The organism is Polymorphospora sp. NPDC051019 (assembly GCF_040683055.1).
Classification (GTDB): Bacteria; Actinomycetota; Actinomycetes; order Mycobacteriales; family Micromonosporaceae; genus Polymorphospora; species Polymorphospora lycopeni.
In genome coordinates this window covers 54,299-73,430 of the sequence record NZ_JBFBCH010000032.1, presented here as the reverse complement: position 1 = coordinate 73,430, position 19,132 = coordinate 54,299, and the positions used below count along the sequence as shown (strand labels likewise).

Here is a 19,132-nt window from a genome sequence, read left to right as displayed (position 1 = left end):
CAGCCACCCCAACCCGAAGCGGCCTTGTTCGACGCCTGGGCGTCACTCTGACCGAGAACGTGGTCAGCGAGCTGATGCCCGGCGTACAGAGTCGCCGCGACAACAGCGAAAACCAGCGCGGAAACGGACATGACGAGTCCTCCCAACAAAGGGGCTGGAAAAGAAATGGAAAGAGGCGCGAGGCCGGCAGGCATAGAGCCGGTACCGACCCCGCGCCGTGAACGGGTGTGACCACCGGACGTGGTCACCAGGCCAGGAATCTAGGAGCCGTTCAAATTCCTGGACTGCAATGCAGATGATCGAACGGTCAGCGACGGATCAGGTCGCTGTCAGATGCCACGGACACATGCGGCGACGTGCAGCACAAGATGTGCGAAGGACTTGCTACTTGCCCGAAGCACCCGACATCGGCTTCAGCGACACCGCACGGAACGCGACGCCGTTACGCCCGTTGGTCGCCCACGGAATGGCCTCCAACTGCTCGACGGAGACGAGCTGTCCCACCGTCACGTTCGGCTTCTCACCCGCCGTGGTGATGGTGATGACCTCGCCCCCAGTCTCATCGAGCACGAAGACCTGGGTGGCCCACATCAGCCGGCCCGTCCCCTTCTCGGAACGCTGGTTACCGTTCTGGTCGTTCTTCGGCTCGGTGCCCTTCGACACCGTGACCTGCTTGCCGGTCGTGTCCACGTACAGCTTCACGAGCTACCTCCAAGTGTCTGAGCGCGTCCCCTGTGGACGACTGCTCCAGCGAGATGCGGGGCATCTTGCATATGCACGACGATACTCCGTGACTATGCACGATGCAATGAATCGAGGCTGGTAGAACTCAGATGGCGCGGGAGGTTACAAACGTCGGAAAAGGGGCACCGACAGGGCTGCTATCGCGCCGGCGGTGACAGCGGCGGCGACAACCATCGGGGCGCGCAGGCCAGCTCCCGCAGCTACCAGACCGCCGATCAGGGAGCCGATCGGCGCGATGCCGTTGCCGATGAGGCGGAAGGCCGAGACGACCCGTCCGAGTAGATGGTCGGGCACGAGCTGCTGTCGGGCCGAGACCACGGCGACGGTGACTAGGGTCGACGTTGCGCCGAGCGCTACGAAGCCCAGGGCGGCGAACCACGGCGACGAGGTGGCAGCGATTCCGAGCCAGGCTGCTGCCTGGCAGATGCAGGCAAGCACGACCGCGCCGCGCATGGTGAGCACGCGGACGAGCGGAGCCGAGACCCAGCCCGCGATGACAGCGCCGGCCGCGCTGACGGCAAGAAGTAGCCCGAAGCCCAGGTCGGTCACGCCGAGGGCATCAGTGGCGAACAGGACCAGGGTGGCCGCAGCGAGGTTGTAGGTCAGGTTGTAGACGGCAAGGCACAGCGAGAGCACGAGAAGTAGCCGGTCACGAAGGAGGTAGGCGAAGCCTTCTCTGATCGCGGCCGTGATGCTCTGACCGGTGTCGCGTGGTGGTGGGGGAGCGGGCGGCACCTTGGCAACCAGGGCAGCAGACGCCACAAAGGACGCCGAGTCAAGCGCGAACGGCACCCAGGGAGCGATCGAGAACGTCAGTCCGCCGATCGGTGGTCCGACCAGAGACTTTCCCACGGTCTCGCCAGCGAAGATCCGGCCGTTTGCTCGGGTCAGACGGTCCTGATCGCGCCCAACCACGTGGGGGAGCATGGCCTGTGCTGCCGGATCGGAGAAACACTGCCCAGTGACCACCAGGAACGACGTGATCGCAAGCAGGGGAATGGTCGCCATGTCGAGCAGGACCAGGACGACGAGGAGTCCGAGGCCCAACGCTCGCACGAGTTCAGAGACCACCATGACCAGGCGACGAGAGAACCGGTCGACGATGGCGCCCGACCAGAAACTCACCAGAAACCAGGGAGCAGCGGCGGCAGCGCTGACGGCAGCGACGCCGAGCGGGTCACGGGTGAGGAAGGCGGCCAGGAGGGGAGCGGCGGCGATGTATGCCCCATCGCCAACGCTGGAGACGACAGCGGAGCCCCACAGCGCTCCGAAGCCCCGCGAGGGCTTCGGCTGATCGTGCTTCGGCTCTGCCATCGTTTCCGTCATCCGCTCACCCTCCAGGCCTTCACGGCTGTGTCTACCGGGAGTCGAAGCTTCCGGTCTTGACGCCGTCGAGGAAGGTTCCCCAGGCGGCGGGGGAGAAGGTCAGCACCGGCCCGGCACTGTCCTTGCTGTCTCGTACACCGATCTCGGCGCCGGTCAGTTCGGCAACCTCGACACAGTTGCCGTCACCGCTGACGTTGCTCTTCCGCCAGCGCACAGGGGTCGGAGTCTCTGCCATGCCGTCTCCTTGACGAGGGGTCACGAAGCATCCGCGAAGGTATTGATGACCTTGCGGATCAGAGTCAGTGAATCATCAAGTGACAGGGCGGAGGAAGTAAGTTGCTCAAAGTTACGTAGAAGCTGCTCGGTTGGAGCGGTCTCGGTGATGTGGTGATCCTGGGTGGTCGTCTCGACAAGCGCCCTGAGTATGTCGGGCGAGGTGTAGCGGAAGACCATCAGCGGATGTTGCATGAACGACGACTGTTCCCGGTCGAGGCTGATGAGGCGCAGCTCAACGTTCGGCAGGGTGGCGTACTCGGCCAGTTTCCGCAGTTGCTCGGCCATCTGATCGACCGGAACGGGACGCCACCGGAGCACGGCTTCGGGCAGCGTCACCCGGTACTGGGGACCGTCCTCACGGAGCATCGTCGACCGACGGGCCATCCGGTACTCGACTGCTCGTTCCTCGTTGGCGGCCCCAGCCATCCTGATAACGCTCCGGGCGTAGTCCTCGGTCTGCATGTAGCCAGGCAGGAGTACCGGGTTGTAGTGGCAGATCTCGACCGCCGAGCCTTCCAGCGCCACGAAGTCCTGTTGCCTGCGGGTCAGTCCGACTCCGGTGGAGTTCCGCCAACTGCCGGACGTCGCAACCGCTGCCAGCTCCAGCAGTCGGGCACTCGTCGAGTCGGACGCCCCGAGTGCGGCCAACGCCGTACCGACGTCATCGAGCGATGGCAGGGTCTTCGCCTGCTCGATCCGACTCACCTTGGATTGGGACCAACCCAGCAGATCCGCCAAGCCCTGACCGGACAATCCAGCCTGTTCCCGAAGCTGTCGCAGCTCTGCGCCAAGCTCATGACGCGCGGCGACCTGCTCGGGCTCTGCAAAGCCTGCCACCGCACTCCGATCGTCCGTGTATATGCACGATGCTACCGGTTGACCTGCATGAACTCCAGTCAGGCACCCGACATTGGAGTGCGGGCGGGGGCTGCTTTCGGCGAGAACTACCCGGACCTGGGCGGGGTTGTGGCCGGCTGCCGGTCGAGACGTGCAAAGTTTCTGTACGTCTTCAAGGCGGCCCGAGACGGGCCGCACGCGCCGCCGTCTGGGCGCGTGTCCGTCGCTTCGCTGGCGCTCCGACTCCGGCCACGCAACACGCCCGACGGTCGGCGCGGAAGCGGAAGGCCCAAGCGGGCCGCCGACGACGGCACGAGGTTTCGAATGGTTGGGGGTGCGCAGACCGGCCGCCGGCCACGACCGGGGGACCAAGCCGACGCGCCCGCCCACGGGCCGGCGTCGACGAGCGGGCCGGGCCGTGCGCGGTTGCGGTTACTGCGCCTCCGGCGGGGGCGCTCGGGCTCCGGGATACCCCGGCCGCCGTCGGCGGGTCGCGGTCCGTGGGGGGTTGCGGTGGCGCCATCCCGCCCGCCATCGACCCGGGCAAGCCGAGCAGACCGCCGCCCCGACCCGCCAGTGTCCGTACGAGCCGTCAAGGCCTGCTTGATGTGGCGGGCCGGGGCGACGGCCCGCTCCCGCGATGGGCGGGTCGACGGCAGACGGGATGGCGGGATCGTCCTACGGCCAAAGGCGCCGCGTACCAACTTCAACCTCGTCGAACCAGTTCTCTTCCAAAGCACTTACGTGCGTTGGCATCTGCTTGACGTCGCGGCCAGTGTGACAATGTGGGCCGCTCTCGCAGGCGCTTACTCAGACGTTAATAGGCTCCGGTGCTCGGATTTCCAACACAAGCGGCGGTAGCCCCATGCGAGCCGTCAAAGACTGGACTGTCTCACGCATATAGGGGTGAGCTATATCTAAAGCGCCCACAGAGCCAAAAGCTCTTAGGTCACTCTCCGTCGGATTGACCTCATCTTTCACCTTAAAGAGGAGGTTCAACGTGATCTCGGTATCCATCACACTGCTATCGTCTCGATCCTTCACTGATAGCATGTATTTGATGTCGTAGGTAACGAATTCGCTGAACCTTGTAAGATCTACGAGGACAGATGCTTCGAGGTCAAGCGGCCTCTTAGGTGAGGGAAATATCAAGTTCCCCACAATGTTTACTAACCGCAGATCCAGAAGCGCAAGATGATTGCTAACCTGCATGCTTACGCTTCGTAGGTCTTCCACGCTACCCTCGACCATCTGGCGAACTATCCGCCCGCTCGCGAACCAGTTGGTTGAAGGTTACCCCGCGGTACCTCACCCCGACCAAACCACCCAACGTGACCACTCGGCTCCGGCTCACCGAGGGATCTCTTTAAGTCTTGAGCACTAGAAGGGGCCGACTCGATGGATTCAAGAACCCGCCGCCAAGGGTGATCGGCCGAGCTAGTTTCTCCAACATGAAGGTTCGATTGTTCGGTTGGGGCGTCTGTGTGGCGCCATGAACTGTAGTAGACGAGAGATCGGGCGGCAGTAGTCTCCGGGTCGTCCAGATCTTCCACGATCTCAATGTTGACTCGCCACCCAATTGACCTGGCGAATCGCTGAATCGTTGAGAGGCGAGGATCGGTTATTCCCTTTTCGAGGTCGGATACGGCAGACTGCTGAGTACCCATCAGAGTCGCAACCTGCCGCTGGCTGATCTTTAGAGAGTTGCGCAGCTGTCCGAGAGCTTGAACTACCTTGACTCGGATCTTCGCATCCTCGGCCCCGGCCAGCAGCATTCGATTCTGCTCGCGTCGCGCTCGACTTGCTTCATCTGACAGATGGGCGCCCCCATGCCAGATAGTCAAGCCATAGGCCTCCATGCCACAGCCACCTCCCTGTGTGCAGCGCCTCCGCACTAGCGCCGCTCGCCTCGGCATCAGCCCCCTGCCCTCGGGTGCTGGCCTCACTCAACTACCGCCCTCGTCATTGAGTTCCATCGGTCTAGACCGATCATTGCACTGTAGCGCCCCCTCTGGGTAGGGGGTTTGCAAGATCGTTAGGTTTCACCCAAACGGTTGAGGCCCCCTTGAACCCTATGTCTGACGCGCCGAAACCGCAGCTCAGCGATAGCAAGACACCTGATGGACAAGTTCCGTCCACTTGAGAACGAGGCGCGGAGGGCGAGGAAACGTTGCCCAGGGGGACCAATGTCGGCGAAGTGAAGCCCATAGATGTCCTCGTCAAGGGGAAACGTGACTTGGTATAAGTAGGCAGACAGCGGCTCTACCCCGAGTGTCGTGAGCCCTTCGGTAGAGCATCTTGACATGGCATACCTTAGCGCACCCTTTGCAAAGAGGGACCAACCCTGCGTTTCTGCCAAAATGACCGAGTCACCATTCTTGTTGCGATAATGGCACCAATCGGGCATCTCGTACCAAAGGTCGCCGGGGTGTGCCACCTTGTGCGCCTCCTTGATCACGCTCTGCACGTGTGTGAAATACCCTACACAGGCAGTGATCTACGACAACAGGCGAGCAGTCACGACTGCATTCCACTTAATGACGCCACTTGGCATGCAGTGCGGATGGGGCCCGACGGTTCCCGTCAGGCCCCGCATCGCTCGTTACTGCTTCTTAAAGCAGGTTCTTGACGCCCTCTAGGAAGGTGGCGACGCCAGCGACCACGGCAGTCAATGCACCAACCGCTCCCGCCACTGCGAGCAAGAGCGCTGTCAGTTTTCTGACCGTTACTGTGATCCTTCTCGACATGCTGTAGGCACGCCCCGATCCGGGGCTTACATTGTCCTGACCAACAAGCCTTGCCTGGCTGCTTGGATCCTGAGGGGGGCGTCCGGATTCCGCCCGGTCGCCCCCCTTGCTCGTTGATGTCCCCGTGTTCGAGGGACGAGCTTCCTCTTCGTTTGCGCTGATTGGGCCCGCACCGCCTGTCGAGCGACTACGCTCGGTCAAGGGCGGCCCTAACCCGCCCGTGCCATCAGCGGAATCCACTGCGGCTCCTTCATCTGTCTAGGCCGGTCGGCCTGATCTGTCCAGACCGATCGGCCTGGGCTCGCTTATGCTACACCCGCCTGCGGGCCGCAACTTCATGAACTCCGGCGAGTCGTAATGTCGGGCGAATCACGTCAATGTTCGTGATCGCTTAGTTACCGATAGTCACTGACGTGCAGGTGTTCGGACACCTGTTGCGCGGCTTGGTGGATCCGGTTCCTTGGTCCGCTTTAATTGCGGATGCGGCCCTTAGTCCCTTAGGTGAGAATATCGAGTTATCGCCGTAATGGCCGATATTGCCGGTTGGTGACTGATTGGGCGGATATTGGGACGGCCGCGATGTTGGCCCCGGTCAGCGCCCTCGGGTGGTTCGCCTGAGGGGAGGAGTCTCCTGGGGCACACGCGGGGCACAAGGCAGCGTCAAACGTCGGCAACTGGCCAGTAACGACGTGAGCCCGGGGCGAGCCTGACCAGCGCGCCAGTCGGGTTGCCGCAGGCTGTGAAGGCGACGATCCAAGTTCCGCTTCAACGTCTGAATCCGGCCCGTTCCCGAGGTCAGGAACCGGTCTCGGGACGTGGGTGACAGGTCCGGCTTGATGAGTTCGTCGATCGAGAGCGGCACTTTGCGTTTTTCTGCTCGTTCGGGCCTGGCGGGCTGAAGAATGAGTCGGTGGCTGATGGTAGGGCCGGTGGCCGGTCGACCGGACGTGGCCGAAACCAGCAATCCCCTGGTCAGAAGGTGGAAAGCTCGGCGAGCGCGGCAGGCCTGACGCGACGGGCGAACTTCCTGGAGTTGTTCTTCGACCTGGTGCTGGTCTTTGCCCTGCTGGGGGTCGTCTCGCGGGTCGTGATGGACATGTCCGCCGACAGCTTCGCCCAGCCGTGGGCAGGGCTGTTGTATGTCCTGGTGCTGGCCCTGCCGATCATGTGGTTGTGGACGACCACGTCCCACATCACCAGCCGCTTCGACCCGAGGCGGCCGGCCGTCCAGGTGATGGTGCTGCTCACCGCACTCGGCGTGGTGTTCATGGCATCGTCGTTGCCCTACGCGTTCATCGAACGCGGCTATGCGTTTGCCGTACCGTACGTTGTCCTTCAGGTGGGGCGGCCTCTGGTCCTCGTCGGGCTCCTGCGGGATCGCCTGCAGCGAACCCTGTACACCCGGTCGGCGATCTGGTTCACCGTTTCGGGCGTGCCGTGGCTGGCAGGCATCCTGGTCCAGGGCGGGGCCAGAGTGGGCCTGTGGGCGCTGGCCATCGCGATCGATCTCGTGGCGGCCCGCTTCTCCTGGCCGGTGCCCGGCATGGGCCGGCAGTTGGACAGCGCCTGGGACCCCGGCAAGACCCATCACCTCGCCGAGCGGTACGAACAACTTCTGCTGATCGCACTCGGCGAGAGCGTGCTGGCGCTGGGGCTCACCTACACCCGGACGCCGGTGTCACTGGCCGCGGCGCTTGCCCTGGTGGTCGGCTTCGCCACCACGGTGTTCCTGTGGCGGATCTACTACTACCGGGCGGGGCAGGTGCTTCCCGAGGCCGTCGACGCGGCCGGAGACCGGGTCAGAGCCGGCCGCAATGTCGGGCGCGCCCACGTGCTGATGGTCCTGGGCATCGTGCTCGTGGCGATCGGCTACGAACTTGTCGTGACCCACCCGGTGGACCACATACGCCCAGTCTGGCTGGTCGTGATCCTCGGCGGGCCGATCGTTTTCGTCATCGGTCGGATCGGACTGGAACGCGTGGTGTTCAACCGGGTCTCCCGAAGCAGGCTCATCGGCATCGCGGCTCTGGCGGCCGCGGCGCTGCCGCTGGCCTTCACCACACCGTTGATCGCGGCGGCAGGCGCCCTCGCAATCCTTCTCGGCATGGCCCTGGCCGACGCCCGGCACGCCCGGGGTCGACCACTGGAAGCCCCGTCACCAGCCACGGAACCTCCCGGCGCCCCGAACTGAGCCTGACCAGCGCGTCAGCCTGTCGCGGGTTGCGGAAGCGACGGTCCAGGTTCCGCTTCAACGTGTGCGGTCGGCGGTCACCAGTCGCGCCACTCGTCGGTGAGTTCGTGGCGGGGCATGCCGTGTCGGGCGGTCAGTGCCGCCACGTCCACTCCGGCGTCGGTGAGCGAGTCGTCGATGTAAAGGCACAACTCCTCGCGCTCGCCGGTCTCGATACCGGTCCCGGTCTGCCGGTAGTTGACCTCGTTCAGTGCCTCGACGACACGTTGCACGACCTCGAAGACCTGCTTGTCGTCGGGGGCGGCCAGGGCGCGGACGTCGGCCTCGAAGGCGGTGAGCACCACCTCGGTGTCGGTGATGAGCTGTTCCGGCCAGAGCCGGTGGGCGTACGCCTTCTCGGCCGGCAGTGATCCGTCGGCCATGGCGGTCGCTTCTTCGTCGACCCGTCTGCGCCACTCGTCGGTCGGTCTCGTCGGCATCCGAGGAGCTTAGCGGCGGGGTCCGACGGTCACGGTTTGAACCCTTGCGGGTCGCTTCCGTGATCGGTTGACTACGCACCGACGGTGAGTCCGTCGATCCTCGACGGTCGCGCCGCCGGTCGGACCGGTGGGAGAGAGCGAGATCTACATGGGGCAGGCGAACGACCTGTTGCGGAATGCCCGGTTGAACCGGCCGTCCACGTCGGGCTCGGGCCGGGCGATGTCCCGTCAGGAACTGGCCGAGGCGGTCAATGCCCGGATGTTCGCCGTGACCGGCCGGGTGGGCGGCCTGGACGGCAACTATGTCGGCAAGCTCGAACGCGGCGAATACCGCTGGCCGGGCGCCGACTACCGGGCGGCCTTCCGGGCCGTGCTCGGCGCGGCCAGCGACGCCGACCTCGGCTTCTACGTGAACCGTCGGGCACCGGGCCGGCTGCCCGCCGCCGTCCGGCCGCCGGTGCCGGTCGACGACCCGTCGAACGGGACGGCTGATCCCGACCGGGACCGGACGGCGCTGCGGCTGGTCGTCGTACCCGGCACCGCGATCACGGTCGCGGTCGGGCCGCTCCAGCTACGGATCGAGGCGACCTCGGAGCGGTCCGGCGTGGCGGAGCGGGCCGCGGTCGTCGCCGCCGGGGCCGGGGTCTACACGCTCCAGCGCCGGGCGGGCTGAGAGCGCGGCGGCGCGTCTAGGAGATGTAGTGGAGAATCACGTTGTGCACGTGGTGGCTCTTCTGGTCGCCCCGGAACTCGATCTCGTAGGTGTGGGTGCCGACGTGGATCGCGATCGCCCCGGTGGAGAAGAAGTTGCCGGTCCATGACCGGTTGCTCACCACGCTGACGCTGGTGATCTTCGAGTAGGGGATGCTGGTGATCGCGATCTTCTTGCCGACGAACGACTTGTCCTGGAGGATCACCCGCCGGTTGGTGAGGCCGATGAAGCCGGTGCCGACGCCGATCGCGTCGTAGACCGCGATGATCTGCTCGTTCTGGAGCAGGCCGGACTCGATCTGCTGGAGTTGTTCCCGCCGGTCATAGGTCACGTTCGCCATGCGTCCGAGGGTAGATCGACAGCGCCACCGGGCCCGCCGGGTCGGGTGCCGGCGCCGGCGGCGAACCGGCGGACGGGCCGGTGGCCGCGGGTACGGCCGGGGTGGCACTCGGGGCCAGCTGGATCGGCGTGGCCGTCGCCGTCTGGGTCGGGATCCGTACGGTCTCGATCGGCGGCTCGATCCGGCTGGCCGGGCGCGGCCGGTCGGCGGCCGGCCCCCGCTGGGCGGGGGTACGCGGCTGCCGGGCCAACTCGTCCTGAAGGACGATCTTCGGGATCTCCATCGTGATGTCGCCGGCGTGGTCGGGCGTACCCGGCCGGGCGGGTCGAGCCTGGCCGGCCCGCTTCGACTGCCACACCTCGCGGCGCCACAGCACGATCGGCGTGATCGACACGAGCAGTGCGACGGTCGGCCACAGCAGGGCGGCCGGTGCGGCGTGGCCGAGGGCGAACGCGACGCCCAGCGCCCCGGCGAAGACCACCATCCAGCCGATGTGGTTGCGGAACGTCCGTAGGCCGTCGCTGCTCGACGACTCGCCCTTGGGGGTGACGACGAACCGGGCCGGCCGGCGCAGGAACGTGCTCACCAGCATCGCCGCGTAGATCGGTGCGGAGATGACCGACATCAGCATGCCCTTGAGGCCGGCGGAGCCCTCCGCCTCGTACGGGCTGACGTTGTAGCGCCGGTTGCTCAGGTAGAGCCACAGTGAGAAGGCGGTGGCGTCGACGTACAGGGCGAACCAGATGGTGGGGGCGACGATGATGCCGCTGACCCCCAGCGCCAGGAACAGGATCGCGTTGACCGCGCCGAGTAGCCAGCCGACGGCCATCGAGGGATAGAAGGTGGTGATCAGCCCGTAGTGCAGCAGCCGGCCGGGGGAGAGCCGGAAGACCCGCTTCCAGAACTCGCCGTGCAGGATCTCGAAGGTGCCGCGCGACCAGCGGCGCTGCTGGCTGAAATAGTCGGACCAGCTTGACGGCCCCTCACCGGCGGCGAGCACGTCGGGGGTGTAGACGGACTTCCAGCGCCGCCGGGTCTGCGGGTTGCGGGTGGTGTGCAGCTTCAGCCCGGTGGCCATGTCCTCGGTGATCGAGTCGCTGAGGCCGCCGATGCTGCGCAGCGCGGAGATCCGGATGGCGTTGTTGGTGCCGACGAGCATCGCCGCGTTGTATCGGTTGGCCGCCCGCTGGATGACACTGTGGAACGGGAACTGCTGTGATTCGGCGGCCCGGGTGACGAAGGTCTCGCTGTTCTTGTAGCACTGCGGGCCGACGACGTACGCCACGTCGGGGTCGCGGAAGTAGCCGAGGATGCGTTCGGCGAAGTTGGCCAGCGGCACGTGGTCGGGGTCGACGGAGAGGAAGACGTCGTACTCGTCGCCGTGCCGGTCGACCCAGGCGTTGTAGTTGCCGTGCTTGGTCTTGGCCCGGAACGCGCCCTTGCGCTGGTTGTAGTGCTCGATCCCGTTGCGGGAGAAGTGCCGTACGCCGAGTTGCTTGCACAGCGCGATGACGGCCGGGTCGTTGCCCTCGTCGAGCAGCCACACGTCGAAGACCCCGCGGTGCCGGATGCGCAGGGCGGCCCGCAGGGTGTCGCGTACGACCGACAGCGGCTCCTTGCTCGGCACGATCGTGGTCAGGAAGGCGACCCGTATCGTGCTGTCGGGCGCGACCGGTACGGGGTCGCGGGCGGCCAGTGAGGCCAGCGACAGCGACACCACATTGATCAGTCGGAGCAGTTCGACCAGACCGATCGAGCAGATCACGAAGACGTTGGCGACGGCCTCCCACCGGCCCGGGTTCGGTTCGGCGAAGTGGCCCGGCCGCAACAGCCAGAAGACGAAGAGGCCCTCGAAGGTCAGGTTGAGTACGGCGATGAACACCGCCTTGCTGAGCCGGCCGAGGCCGTCCGTCTTGCGCATGTCGCGGTAGCGGACCCGGTAGGGCCGGTCGGTCGGCACTTCCCGCAGCGGGCCGGCCAGCCGGCTGAAGGCTTCGAGCCGTTCCCAGGAGCCCGCTTCGGCTGACGGGTTTGACGATGGGCTCACGGTGTCCTCAGGTTCGGTCCGAGCTGTCGCGGTGGCGAGCATATGTGTGCGGTGGTCGTGATCGACAGACGTTTGTCTGCTTCGCGCCGTGTCCGTGGTGTCCGGGGCGGGATCGACGGGCGGGGAGGGTGGCCGGGCGGCTGCACTACGCTTTCCAGACGACGAGGAACGGATGGCATCGATGATCGTCAGAAGGTTCGGGTTTCGTGGCCGGCTGCTCGCGGGCACCGGCGCGGCCCTCGTGGCGCTGGTGGCCGGCTGTTCCGGTGCGCCCGACGAACCCGACCCGCCGCCGTCGACGCCCCGGGCCGACGGGCCGGCACCCGGGCTGGCCGTGCCACCGGGCGACAACCCGCTCGCCGGGATGACCTTCTTCGTCGATCCGGACACGCCCGCGGCGGGGCAGAAGTCGCGCTGGGCGGCGGCGGGCCGGACCGACGACGCGGCGCAGATCGACAAGATCGCCAGCCGGCCGATCGCGTACTGGCTGACCGCCACCGACCCGGCCGAGATCACCGCCGAGGTCGACTCGGTCGTCCGCCGGGCCGGTGCCGCCGGGCAGATGCCCGTGCTGGTCGCCTATCACGTTCCGCAGCGCGATTGCGGCAGCTATTCGGCCGGTGGCGCGGACAGCGCCGAGGAATACCGGGCCTGGATCCGGGCGGTGGCGGCGGGCATCGGCTCGCAGGCCGCGACCGTGGTGGTCGAGCCGGACGCGGTCGCGCACGCCCTCGACGGCTGCAAGGCGTCGGCCAGCGAGCGGTTCGCCCTGCTCGACGACGCGGTCACGGTGCTCAAGCAGGGGCCGTCGACCCGGGTCTACCTGGACGCCGGTAACCCGACCTGGATCCGCGACACCGGGGCGCTGGCCGACGCGCTGCGCAGGGCCGGGGTGGAGCGGGCCGACGGGTTCGCGCTGAACGTCTCCAACTTCGTCTCGACGCCCGACAACGTCGAGTACGGCGGGCGTCTCGCGCAGGCTCTGGGCGGTGCCCGGTTCGTGATCGACACCAGCCGCAACGGCGCCGGCCCGTGGCCCGGCGGGGAGGTCGACGGCGGGCCGGGCTGGTGCAACCCACCCGGGCGGGCGCTCGGCGCCGAGCCGACCAGCGACACCGATCTGCCCGGGGTGGACGCGCTGCTGTGGATCAAGCGCCCCGGTGACTCCGACGGTGCCTGCCGGCCGGGCGAGCCGGTGGCCGGCGAGTGGTGGCCGGACTACGCCCTGGGCCTGGCCACCCGGTCGTGAGGTCGGGACGTGTCGGCCCGGGGTCGGCCGGGCCGACACGTCAGTCGACAACCTGGACCCAGTGGGCGGCCGACGGCACGCCCATCCGGTTGGTCAGGAAGAGCATGTAGTACCCCGGTGGTACGACCGCGGCCTCGGTCGGGATCGTCACCGTCACCTGGTCGCCCCGCTCGGTGAAGTCCAGCGCGATCGACCGCTGCTCGACGTTCGTGCTGTGGGTGACGGCGCTGGGCCGGACCAGCCGGGCCTTCTCGATGCCGGCGTAGTTCGCCGGCACGGTGAGGGTGGCCTCGTCGCCGTACCCGACGCTGGCCGGACCGGCGCTGATCACCGGCCGCGCGCCCTGGAAGAGGTAGGGCGGGCTGTAGATCTCCAGCCGCTGCTCGAACTCGCCCGGGATCAGGTTGTCCTTGTCCCGGAAGAGCGGGTCGGAGCCGGCGGTGAGGACGCGGCCGTCGGGCAGGAGGATCGCCGAGCCGTGGTAGTTGCGGCCGATGTTGGGGTCGGCGGCGAGCGTCAGGGTGTTGGTGTCCGGGTGGTAGATCCGGGCGTTGTGGTTGTCGCTGTTGCCCTTGCCCCGGTAGTCGCGGGACCCGTTGGTGATCAGCGTGGTGTCGTCGGGCAACTGGACCAGGTTGGGGTAGCGGGTGCCCTCCGGCAGGTCGGGGCCGGGTACGAAGCGTGGGGCGGCGTCGTCGAGCTTGATCAGGTCGATCCGGGCGCTGGAGCGGGGTGACTCGCCGATGCCGCCGCCGCCGACCACCATGATCGTCTGGTCCTGCACCGGGCCGACCCACCCCGAACCGCTGGTCTCCATCAGGTCGGCGTCACGCAGGCCGGGTACCGGCTCGAAGGTGTTGTCGTCGAGGTTCCAGAAGCCGGGCTGCCGGCCGTCGTCCTCGGGACCGTAGCCCGTGCTGGAGCCGGTGTAGAAGAGCCGGCCGGGGGTGCTGGTCTGGAAGAGCGCCGGATACGTCGGGAAGTACTTGTCCAGGTCCGGCTGTACGGTCCACTTCTTCGTCTTCGGGTCGTAGATCTCGTTCACCGAGCCGTCGAGGACCTGGCCGGCACCGTCGAGCCCGGCGACGGAGAGCACCTGCCCGTCGGGCAGCCCGGTCAGCGTCGGATACCAGCGCTTCTCGGCCATGTCGCCGACCCGCTCGTACTCCTCGGTGCGCGGGTTGAACTCGTAGGTCTCCCTGGTTCCCTGGTAGTCCTGCTTGTCCAGGGTCATCTTGTCGGCGAGGCCGTAGAGGTTCTGCCGGTCGACGCCGGTCAGCCCGGTGATCGCGTACTGGGTGGGGGTGGCGCTGACCGAGCCGCTGCCCTCCTCCACGGCGTCCACCCAGAGGCTCGTCTCGCTGGCCGTTACGGTCACCCGGCCGCCGCGGAACTCGGTCTTGGTGGCGGGCTCGACGATGAACTCGGCGGCGGCCACGTAGCGCCGGCCGTCCGGGGCGACGAACTCGGTGCCCTTGGGGAAGGTGCGGACGTCGTCGTCGGGGGACTCGTTCTTGACGATCATGGTCCCGCCGGCGCGGGTGACGTCCGGGGCGAGCACCTCGTAGCGCAGCGTGCCGCCGGCGACGAGCAGGTTGCCGTTCGGCAGGAACGCGTGCCCGGCGCAGAAGAGGTCGGTCGGGGTGCGTACGTCCTTGGTGTAGCCGCTGACCGGGTCGTAGACCAGGGTGCGGAACGATCCCGCCTCGAACTCGGCCCGGTTGTTGCCGGAGCCGGCGATCAGCAGCAGCTTTCCGGTGTCGAGCAGGGCGGCGTGGATGGCGTTGATCCGTACGTCGGACGGCAGTTCGATGACCCGCCACTGCCCGTGCCGGGCCTTGTATGCGTCGCTGTTGATCTCACGTTCGTGGGCGTACGCCGAGACGAAGTTGTAGATCGGTGGAGCGTTGGCGGTGATCAGTACGGCCACGGCGAGCGCCTGGAGCGCGATTCGCCGGGGGAAGAGCCTGCGGCGGCGCTTCTCAGTGGTCATCGAGCCTCCATCCGACTGAAGCACGGTAGAGGCCCGCTCGTCCCGGTTCAATGCCGGTCACGCGTCCCGGTGACGGGGGTGACGCGGACTATCGGCGGCTGATCAGCCCGAATCCGACGAATTGCTGAGAAAAGCCGAGACGAAAATCACCCTGTATCGGGGTTTGAGTCACGAGATGGCGGTAACCGTGCGATACGCATCCTCGATACGCGCGGCGAGTGCGATCTCGCCCTCCGTGATCGGACCTTCGTTGCGGCAACCCACCCTGATCTGGGTGTGCCCGTCGAGGCGCCGGATCTCGGGCTGCAGATGCAGGGCGTCCGAGACGACCTTGATGCGCTCGGTGAGGGCAGCGTGCTGGCTGTCGTCGATCGTCAGGGTGCGTTTGATCTGGCAGCCCTCACGGGTCCAGCCGCTCAACTGGGTGAGGGCGTCGCTGAGGTAGTCGCGGCGGGGTCGACCGCTCCACAGGGCACGCATCGCCACACCTCCCAGGCGTCGTTGCCGGCTTGTGGCCAAATCGTCGCCTTCTCGTGTCATGGTCGGTGCTCCCAGTCTTGCCGCTGGGCGGCTGGGTGTCCACGCCCACATTTCCGTCTTCTGGTGTCCTACAGGACGGCTGCATTACCCGATTTACCGATTGATCTGGCACCCTGATTGCCCGTGGGGAACCAGGGATCGACCCGCCGGGTCGTGGGGGCGGCGATCGTCGAGGCCGGTCGCGTGCTTGCCTGTGCCCGGTCGAGTCCGCCCGAGGCGGCCGGGAAGTGGGAGTTTCCCGGCGGCAAGGTCGAGACCGGAGAATCCGACGTCGCGGCGCTGATCCGCGAATGCGAGGAGGAACTGGGCGTCCGGATCGAGGTCGGCGACCGGGTCGGGCACGACGTGCCGCTCGGACGCGGCGACGCGGTGCTCGGGGTCTATCTGGCCCGGCTGCGGGACGAGGTGCGGCCCAGGCCGCTGGAACACGCCGAACTGCGTTGGCTCGCCCCCGACGAACTCGACACCGTGACGTGGTTGCCCGCAGACGTGCCCATCGTCGCCGCCCTCCGTCCGATCCTGGCCAGCTACTCGCGCTGACCTGGTCCACCCTGCTCCGTCCGGCACGCCATCTCTGGCTGACACGCCGGGACTTATGCAATAAAACCGACATATGGCAACGGGGGCCGTGGGGCACAGCCCCGCGACCCCCGTTGCCCGCGTCCTCAGTCGCCCTGCCGCGGATGGTGGTAGTTGAGCCTCTCGCTCGGCAGCGGGAACCGTACGTCGTCACCGAACGGCGACGGCGCGGCGGCGTTCTCCGACGTCAACTCGGTCAGCGGCAGCCGCCCGTTCTGGTCCACCGCCGAGGTCTGCGGCCGGGGCACCTGCCGGTGCCAGTTGACGCCGCGTTCGGCCTCCGCCTCCGGGCTGTGGTCGCCCCGGGCGGGCAGTTCCGACGCCGGCAGGCCGGTGGCGCCGACCTGATCGAGCTCGCGCTCGCTCTGGCCACGCCGGAAGATCTTGCTGCCCAGCCAGACCAGCGGGTCGTAACGCCGGTCGACGACCCGCTCCTTCATCGGGATGATCCCGTTGTCGGTGATCTTGATGTGCTCGGGGCACACCTCGGTGCAGCACTTGGTGATGTTGCAGTAGCCCAGTCCCTGCGCCTGCTGCGCGTACTCCTTGCGGTCGCTCCGGTCGTCGAGCGGGTGCATGTCCAGCTCGGCGGCCCGGATGAAGTAGCGCGGCCCGGCGAACGCCTTCTTGTTCTCCTCGTGGTCACGCACCACGTGGCAGGTGTTCTGGCACAGGAAGCACTCGATGCACTTGCGGAACTCCTGCGACCGCTCGACGTCGACCTGCTTCATCCGGTATTCGCCGGGCGCCAGGTCGGCGGGCGGGGCGAACGCCGGGGTCTCCCGGGCCTTCTCATAGTTGAAGGAGACGTCGGTGACCAGGTCCCGGATGACCGGGAACGTCCGCAGCGGGGTGACGGTGACGGTCTCGGTCTCCTCGAAGGTGGACATCCGGGTCATACAGCTCAGCCGGGGCATGCCGTTGATCTCCATCGAGCACGACCCGCACTTGCCCGCCTTGCAGTTCCACCGGCAGGCCAGATCGGGCGCCTCGGTGGCCTGCAACCGGTGGATGATGTCGAGGACGACCTCGCCCTCGTTGACCTCCACCTGGTAGTCCTGGAGGTCGCCGCCGTCCTCGTCACCACGCCAGACCTTGAAGTGCCGCTTGCCCATCACGCCTCACCCTTCAGCGCGGTCTCGGCCGAGTCCGCGATCTGTCCGCTCGCCTTGCCGGCGTCGAACGCCGCGAGCTCGTCCTCGGTCAGGTACTTCGCCAGCTCGGCGCGATCGAAGAGCTGGACCAGGTCGGAACGCATAGTCGGCAGCGGCTTGTGCTCCAGCCGTACCTTGTCGCCGTCGAGCGAGCACACCAGGTTGACGGTCCGCCACTGGGCCTGCATGGCCGGGAAGTCCTCGCGGGTGTGGCCGCCGCGCGACTCCTCCCGCTCCAGCGCCGCCAGCGCCGTGCACTCCGACACGACCAGCATGTTGCGCAGGTCGAGGGCGAGGTGCCAGCCCGGGTTGTAGCGGCGGCCGCCGGTCGCCCGGACGTTGCGCAGCCGCTGGCGCAGCTCGGCCAGCCTGACCAGCGCGTCCTCCAGCTCGCCCTTGCGCCGGATGATGCCGACCAGGTCGCCCATCACGGCCTGAAGGTCCTGCTGGAGGTGGTAGGGGTTCTCGCCCTCGGTGCGGTTCAGCGGGGCGAGAGCGTGCTCGACCGCGTCGGCGGCGGCCGACTCGCCGACCTTCGGGCGCCTGGCCAGCCCGTCGACGTACGCGGCGGCGAACTCGCCGGCCCGCTTGCCGAAGACCAGCAGGTCGGACAGCGAGTTGCCGCCGAGCCGGTTGGAGCCGTGCATACCGCCGGAGACCTCACCGGCCGCGAACAGCCCGCGTACGGTGCCGGACGCCGCCGCGGTGTCCGGGTCGACCTCCACGCCACCCATCACGTAGTGGCAGGTCGGCCCGACGTCCATCGGCTGCTTCGTGATGTCCACATCGGCCAGTTCCTTGAACTGGTGATACATCGACGGCAGGCGGCGCCGGATCTCCTCGGCCGGCAGCCGGCTGGCGATGTCGAGGTAGACGCCGCCGGCCGGCGTACCCCGGCCGGCCTTGACCTCGCTGTTGATCGCCCGGGCGACCTCGTCGCGGGGCAGCAGTTCCGGCGGGCGCCGGTTGTTGTCCGGGTCGGTGTACCAGCGGTCCGCCTCCTCCTCGGTCTCCGCGTACTGCTTGCGGAAGACGTCGGGGACGTAGTCGAACATGAACCGCTTGCCCTCGGAGTTCTTCAGGATCCCGCCGTCACCGCGGACCGACTCGGTGACCAGGATGCCCTTCACCGACGGCGGCCAGACCATGCCCGTCGGATGGAACTGGAGGAACTCCATGTTGATCAGGGTCGCGCCGGCTCGCAACGCCAGGGCGTGCCCGTCGCCGGTGTACTCCCACGAGTTGGAAGTGACCTTGTAGGACTTGCCGACGCCGCCGGTGGCCAGCACGATCGCCGGCGCCTCGAAGAGGACGAACTCGCCGGACTCCCGGTAGTAGCCGAACGCGCCGGCGACCCGGTCGCCGTCGAGCAGCAGCTCGGTGATCGTGGTTTCGGCGAACACCCGGATCCGGGCGTCGTAGTCGCCGAACTCCTTCTTGTCCTCCTGCTGGAGCGACACGATCTTCTGCTGCAGGGTACGGATCAGCTCCAGGCCGGTGCGGTCACCGACGTGCGCGAGCCGCGGGTATTCGTGGCCGCCGAAGTTGCGCTGCGAGATCCGGCCGTCCTTGGTCCGGTCGAAGAGCGCGCCGTACGTCTCCAGCTCCCAGATCCGCTCCGGCGCCTCCTTGGCGTGCAGTTCGGCCATCCGGAAGTTGTTCAGGAACTTGCCGCCCCGCATGGTGTCCCGGAAGTGCACCATCCAGTTGTCGTTGCTGTTGACGTTGCCCATCGCGGCGGCGGCGCCGCCCTCGGCCATGACCGTGTGGGCCTTGCCGAACAGCGACTTGGAGATGATCGCCGTACGCTTGCCGGCCTGCCGGGCCTCGATCGCCGCGCGCAGCCCGGCGCCACCGGCACCGATGACGACGACGTCAAAGTGGTGTCGTTCGATTCGCGTAGTCATTTTTTGTCAGG

Annotated in this window: 17 protein-coding genes; 4 read left to right on the top strand and 13 right to left on the bottom strand. The window is 67.1% G+C overall.

From position 1 onward, the window contains the following. Positions 1-384: 384 nt before the first annotated feature. The 6 genes from AB0M79_RS33980 to AB0M79_RS33955 form a co-directional block, all read right to left on the bottom strand. On the bottom strand, positions 385-702 hold the full coding sequence (locus AB0M79_RS33980; protein ID WP_364216729.1) for a hypothetical protein: 318 nt from the start codon (positions 700-702) through the stop codon (positions 385-387). Positions 703-846: 144 nt separating this feature from the next. After that, positions 847-2,070 carry an MFS transporter gene (locus tag AB0M79_RS33975; protein WP_364222126.1) on the bottom strand — a complete coding sequence of 408 codons (1,224 nt, stop codon included), beginning with the start codon at positions 2,068-2,070 and terminating at the stop codon, positions 847-849. 31 nt (positions 2,071-2,101) lie between these two features. Next, positions 2,102-2,305 (bottom strand): DUF397 domain-containing protein, encoded by a 204-nt coding sequence (locus AB0M79_RS33970; protein WP_364222123.1) that lies wholly within the window; start codon positions 2,303-2,305, stop codon positions 2,102-2,104. A gap of 20 nt (positions 2,306-2,325) precedes the next feature. Continuing rightward, positions 2,326-3,183 carry a helix-turn-helix transcriptional regulator gene (locus tag AB0M79_RS33965; RefSeq protein ID WP_364222120.1) on the bottom strand — a complete coding sequence of 286 codons (858 nt, stop codon included), beginning with the start codon at positions 3,181-3,183 and terminating at the stop codon, positions 2,326-2,328. A gap of 810 nt (positions 3,184-3,993) precedes the next feature. Next, a complete protein-coding gene (locus tag AB0M79_RS33960) occupies positions 3,994-4,434 on the bottom strand; it encodes a hypothetical protein (RefSeq protein ID WP_364222117.1) in 441 nt (146 codons plus the stop codon). An 8-nt stretch (positions 4,435-4,442) separates the two neighbouring features. Continuing rightward, complete coding sequence (locus AB0M79_RS33955) at positions 4,443-4,958, bottom strand: helix-turn-helix domain-containing protein (RefSeq protein WP_364222132.1); 516 nt, start codon at positions 4,956-4,958, stop codon at positions 4,443-4,445. A gap of 1,951 nt (positions 4,959-6,909) precedes the next feature. On the opposite strand from AB0M79_RS33955, the gene AB0M79_RS33950 reads away from it, so the two are divergent. Next, positions 6,910-8,121 (top strand): low temperature requirement protein A, encoded by a 1,212-nt coding sequence (locus tag AB0M79_RS33950; protein ID WP_364222114.1) that lies wholly within the window; start codon positions 6,910-6,912, stop codon positions 8,119-8,121. A 77-nt stretch (positions 8,122-8,198) separates the two neighbouring features. Here the strand turns inward: AB0M79_RS33950 and AB0M79_RS33945 are convergent, their stop codons facing one another. Beyond that, positions 8,199-8,600 carry a hypothetical protein gene (locus tag AB0M79_RS33945; RefSeq protein ID WP_364222111.1) on the bottom strand — a complete coding sequence of 134 codons (402 nt, stop codon included), beginning with the start codon at positions 8,598-8,600 and terminating at the stop codon, positions 8,199-8,201. Between the two features lie 127 nt (positions 8,601-8,727). Here AB0M79_RS33945 and AB0M79_RS33940 point away from each other — a divergent pair, with 127 nt between their 5' ends. Then, a complete protein-coding gene (locus AB0M79_RS33940; protein WP_364222108.1) occupies positions 8,728-9,273 on the top strand; it encodes a hypothetical protein in 546 nt (181 codons plus the stop codon). 16 nt (positions 9,274-9,289) lie between these two features. On the opposite strand, the gene AB0M79_RS33935 is transcribed toward AB0M79_RS33940, so the two are convergent. Together AB0M79_RS33935 and AB0M79_RS33930 are read right to left on the bottom strand one after the other, a co-directional pair. Continuing rightward, positions 9,290-9,652 carry a PH domain-containing protein gene (locus AB0M79_RS33935; RefSeq protein WP_212826561.1) on the bottom strand — a complete coding sequence of 121 codons (363 nt, stop codon included), beginning with the start codon at positions 9,650-9,652 and terminating at the stop codon, positions 9,290-9,292. Then, entirely contained in the window at positions 9,633-11,699 is a 2,067-nt protein-coding gene (locus AB0M79_RS33930) for a glycosyltransferase family 2 protein (protein WP_364222105.1), read from the bottom strand. Before AB0M79_RS33930 ends, AB0M79_RS33935 begins: the two co-directional genes overlap by 20 nt. Positions 11,700-11,880: 181 nt before the next feature. Here AB0M79_RS33930 and AB0M79_RS33925 point away from each other — a divergent pair, with 181 nt between their 5' ends. Beyond that, positions 11,881-12,948 (top strand): glycoside hydrolase family 6 protein, encoded by a 1,068-nt coding sequence (locus AB0M79_RS33925; protein ID WP_364222102.1) that lies wholly within the window; start codon positions 11,881-11,883, stop codon positions 12,946-12,948. A 40-nt stretch (positions 12,949-12,988) separates the two neighbouring features. Here the strand turns inward: AB0M79_RS33925 and AB0M79_RS33920 are convergent, their stop codons facing one another. Both AB0M79_RS33920 and AB0M79_RS33915 read right to left on the bottom strand, forming a co-directional pair. Then, complete coding sequence (locus tag AB0M79_RS33920) at positions 12,989-14,941, bottom strand: kelch motif-containing protein (protein WP_364222099.1); 1,953 nt, start codon at positions 14,939-14,941, stop codon at positions 12,989-12,991. Positions 14,942-15,109: 168 nt separating this feature from the next. Then, positions 15,110-15,421, bottom strand: coding sequence for a 4a-hydroxytetrahydrobiopterin dehydratase (locus AB0M79_RS33915; protein ID WP_364222096.1), 312 nt, complete (start codon positions 15,419-15,421; stop codon positions 15,110-15,112). A gap of 183 nt (positions 15,422-15,604) precedes the next feature. Here AB0M79_RS33915 and AB0M79_RS33910 point away from each other — a divergent pair, with 183 nt between their 5' ends. Beyond that, the gene (locus AB0M79_RS33910) at positions 15,605-16,021 is read left to right on the top strand and encodes a (deoxy)nucleoside triphosphate pyrophosphohydrolase (RefSeq protein ID WP_364222093.1); all 417 of its coding nucleotides are present in this window, start codon (positions 15,605-15,607) and stop codon (positions 16,019-16,021) included. Positions 16,022-16,146: 125 nt separating this feature from the next. Here AB0M79_RS33910 and AB0M79_RS33905 read toward each other — a convergent pair whose 3' ends face one another. Together AB0M79_RS33905 and AB0M79_RS33900 are read right to left on the bottom strand one after the other, a co-directional pair. Continuing rightward, positions 16,147-17,175, bottom strand: coding sequence for a succinate dehydrogenase/fumarate reductase iron-sulfur subunit (locus AB0M79_RS33905; RefSeq protein ID WP_364222090.1), 1,029 nt, complete (start codon positions 17,173-17,175; stop codon positions 16,147-16,149). Next, a complete protein-coding gene (locus AB0M79_RS33900; RefSeq protein WP_364222087.1) occupies positions 17,175-19,121 on the bottom strand; it encodes a fumarate reductase/succinate dehydrogenase flavoprotein subunit in 1,947 nt (648 codons plus the stop codon). The genes AB0M79_RS33905 and AB0M79_RS33900 overlap by 1 nt, the downstream gene beginning before the upstream one ends. Between the last annotated feature and the right edge of the window lie 11 nt (positions 19,122-19,132).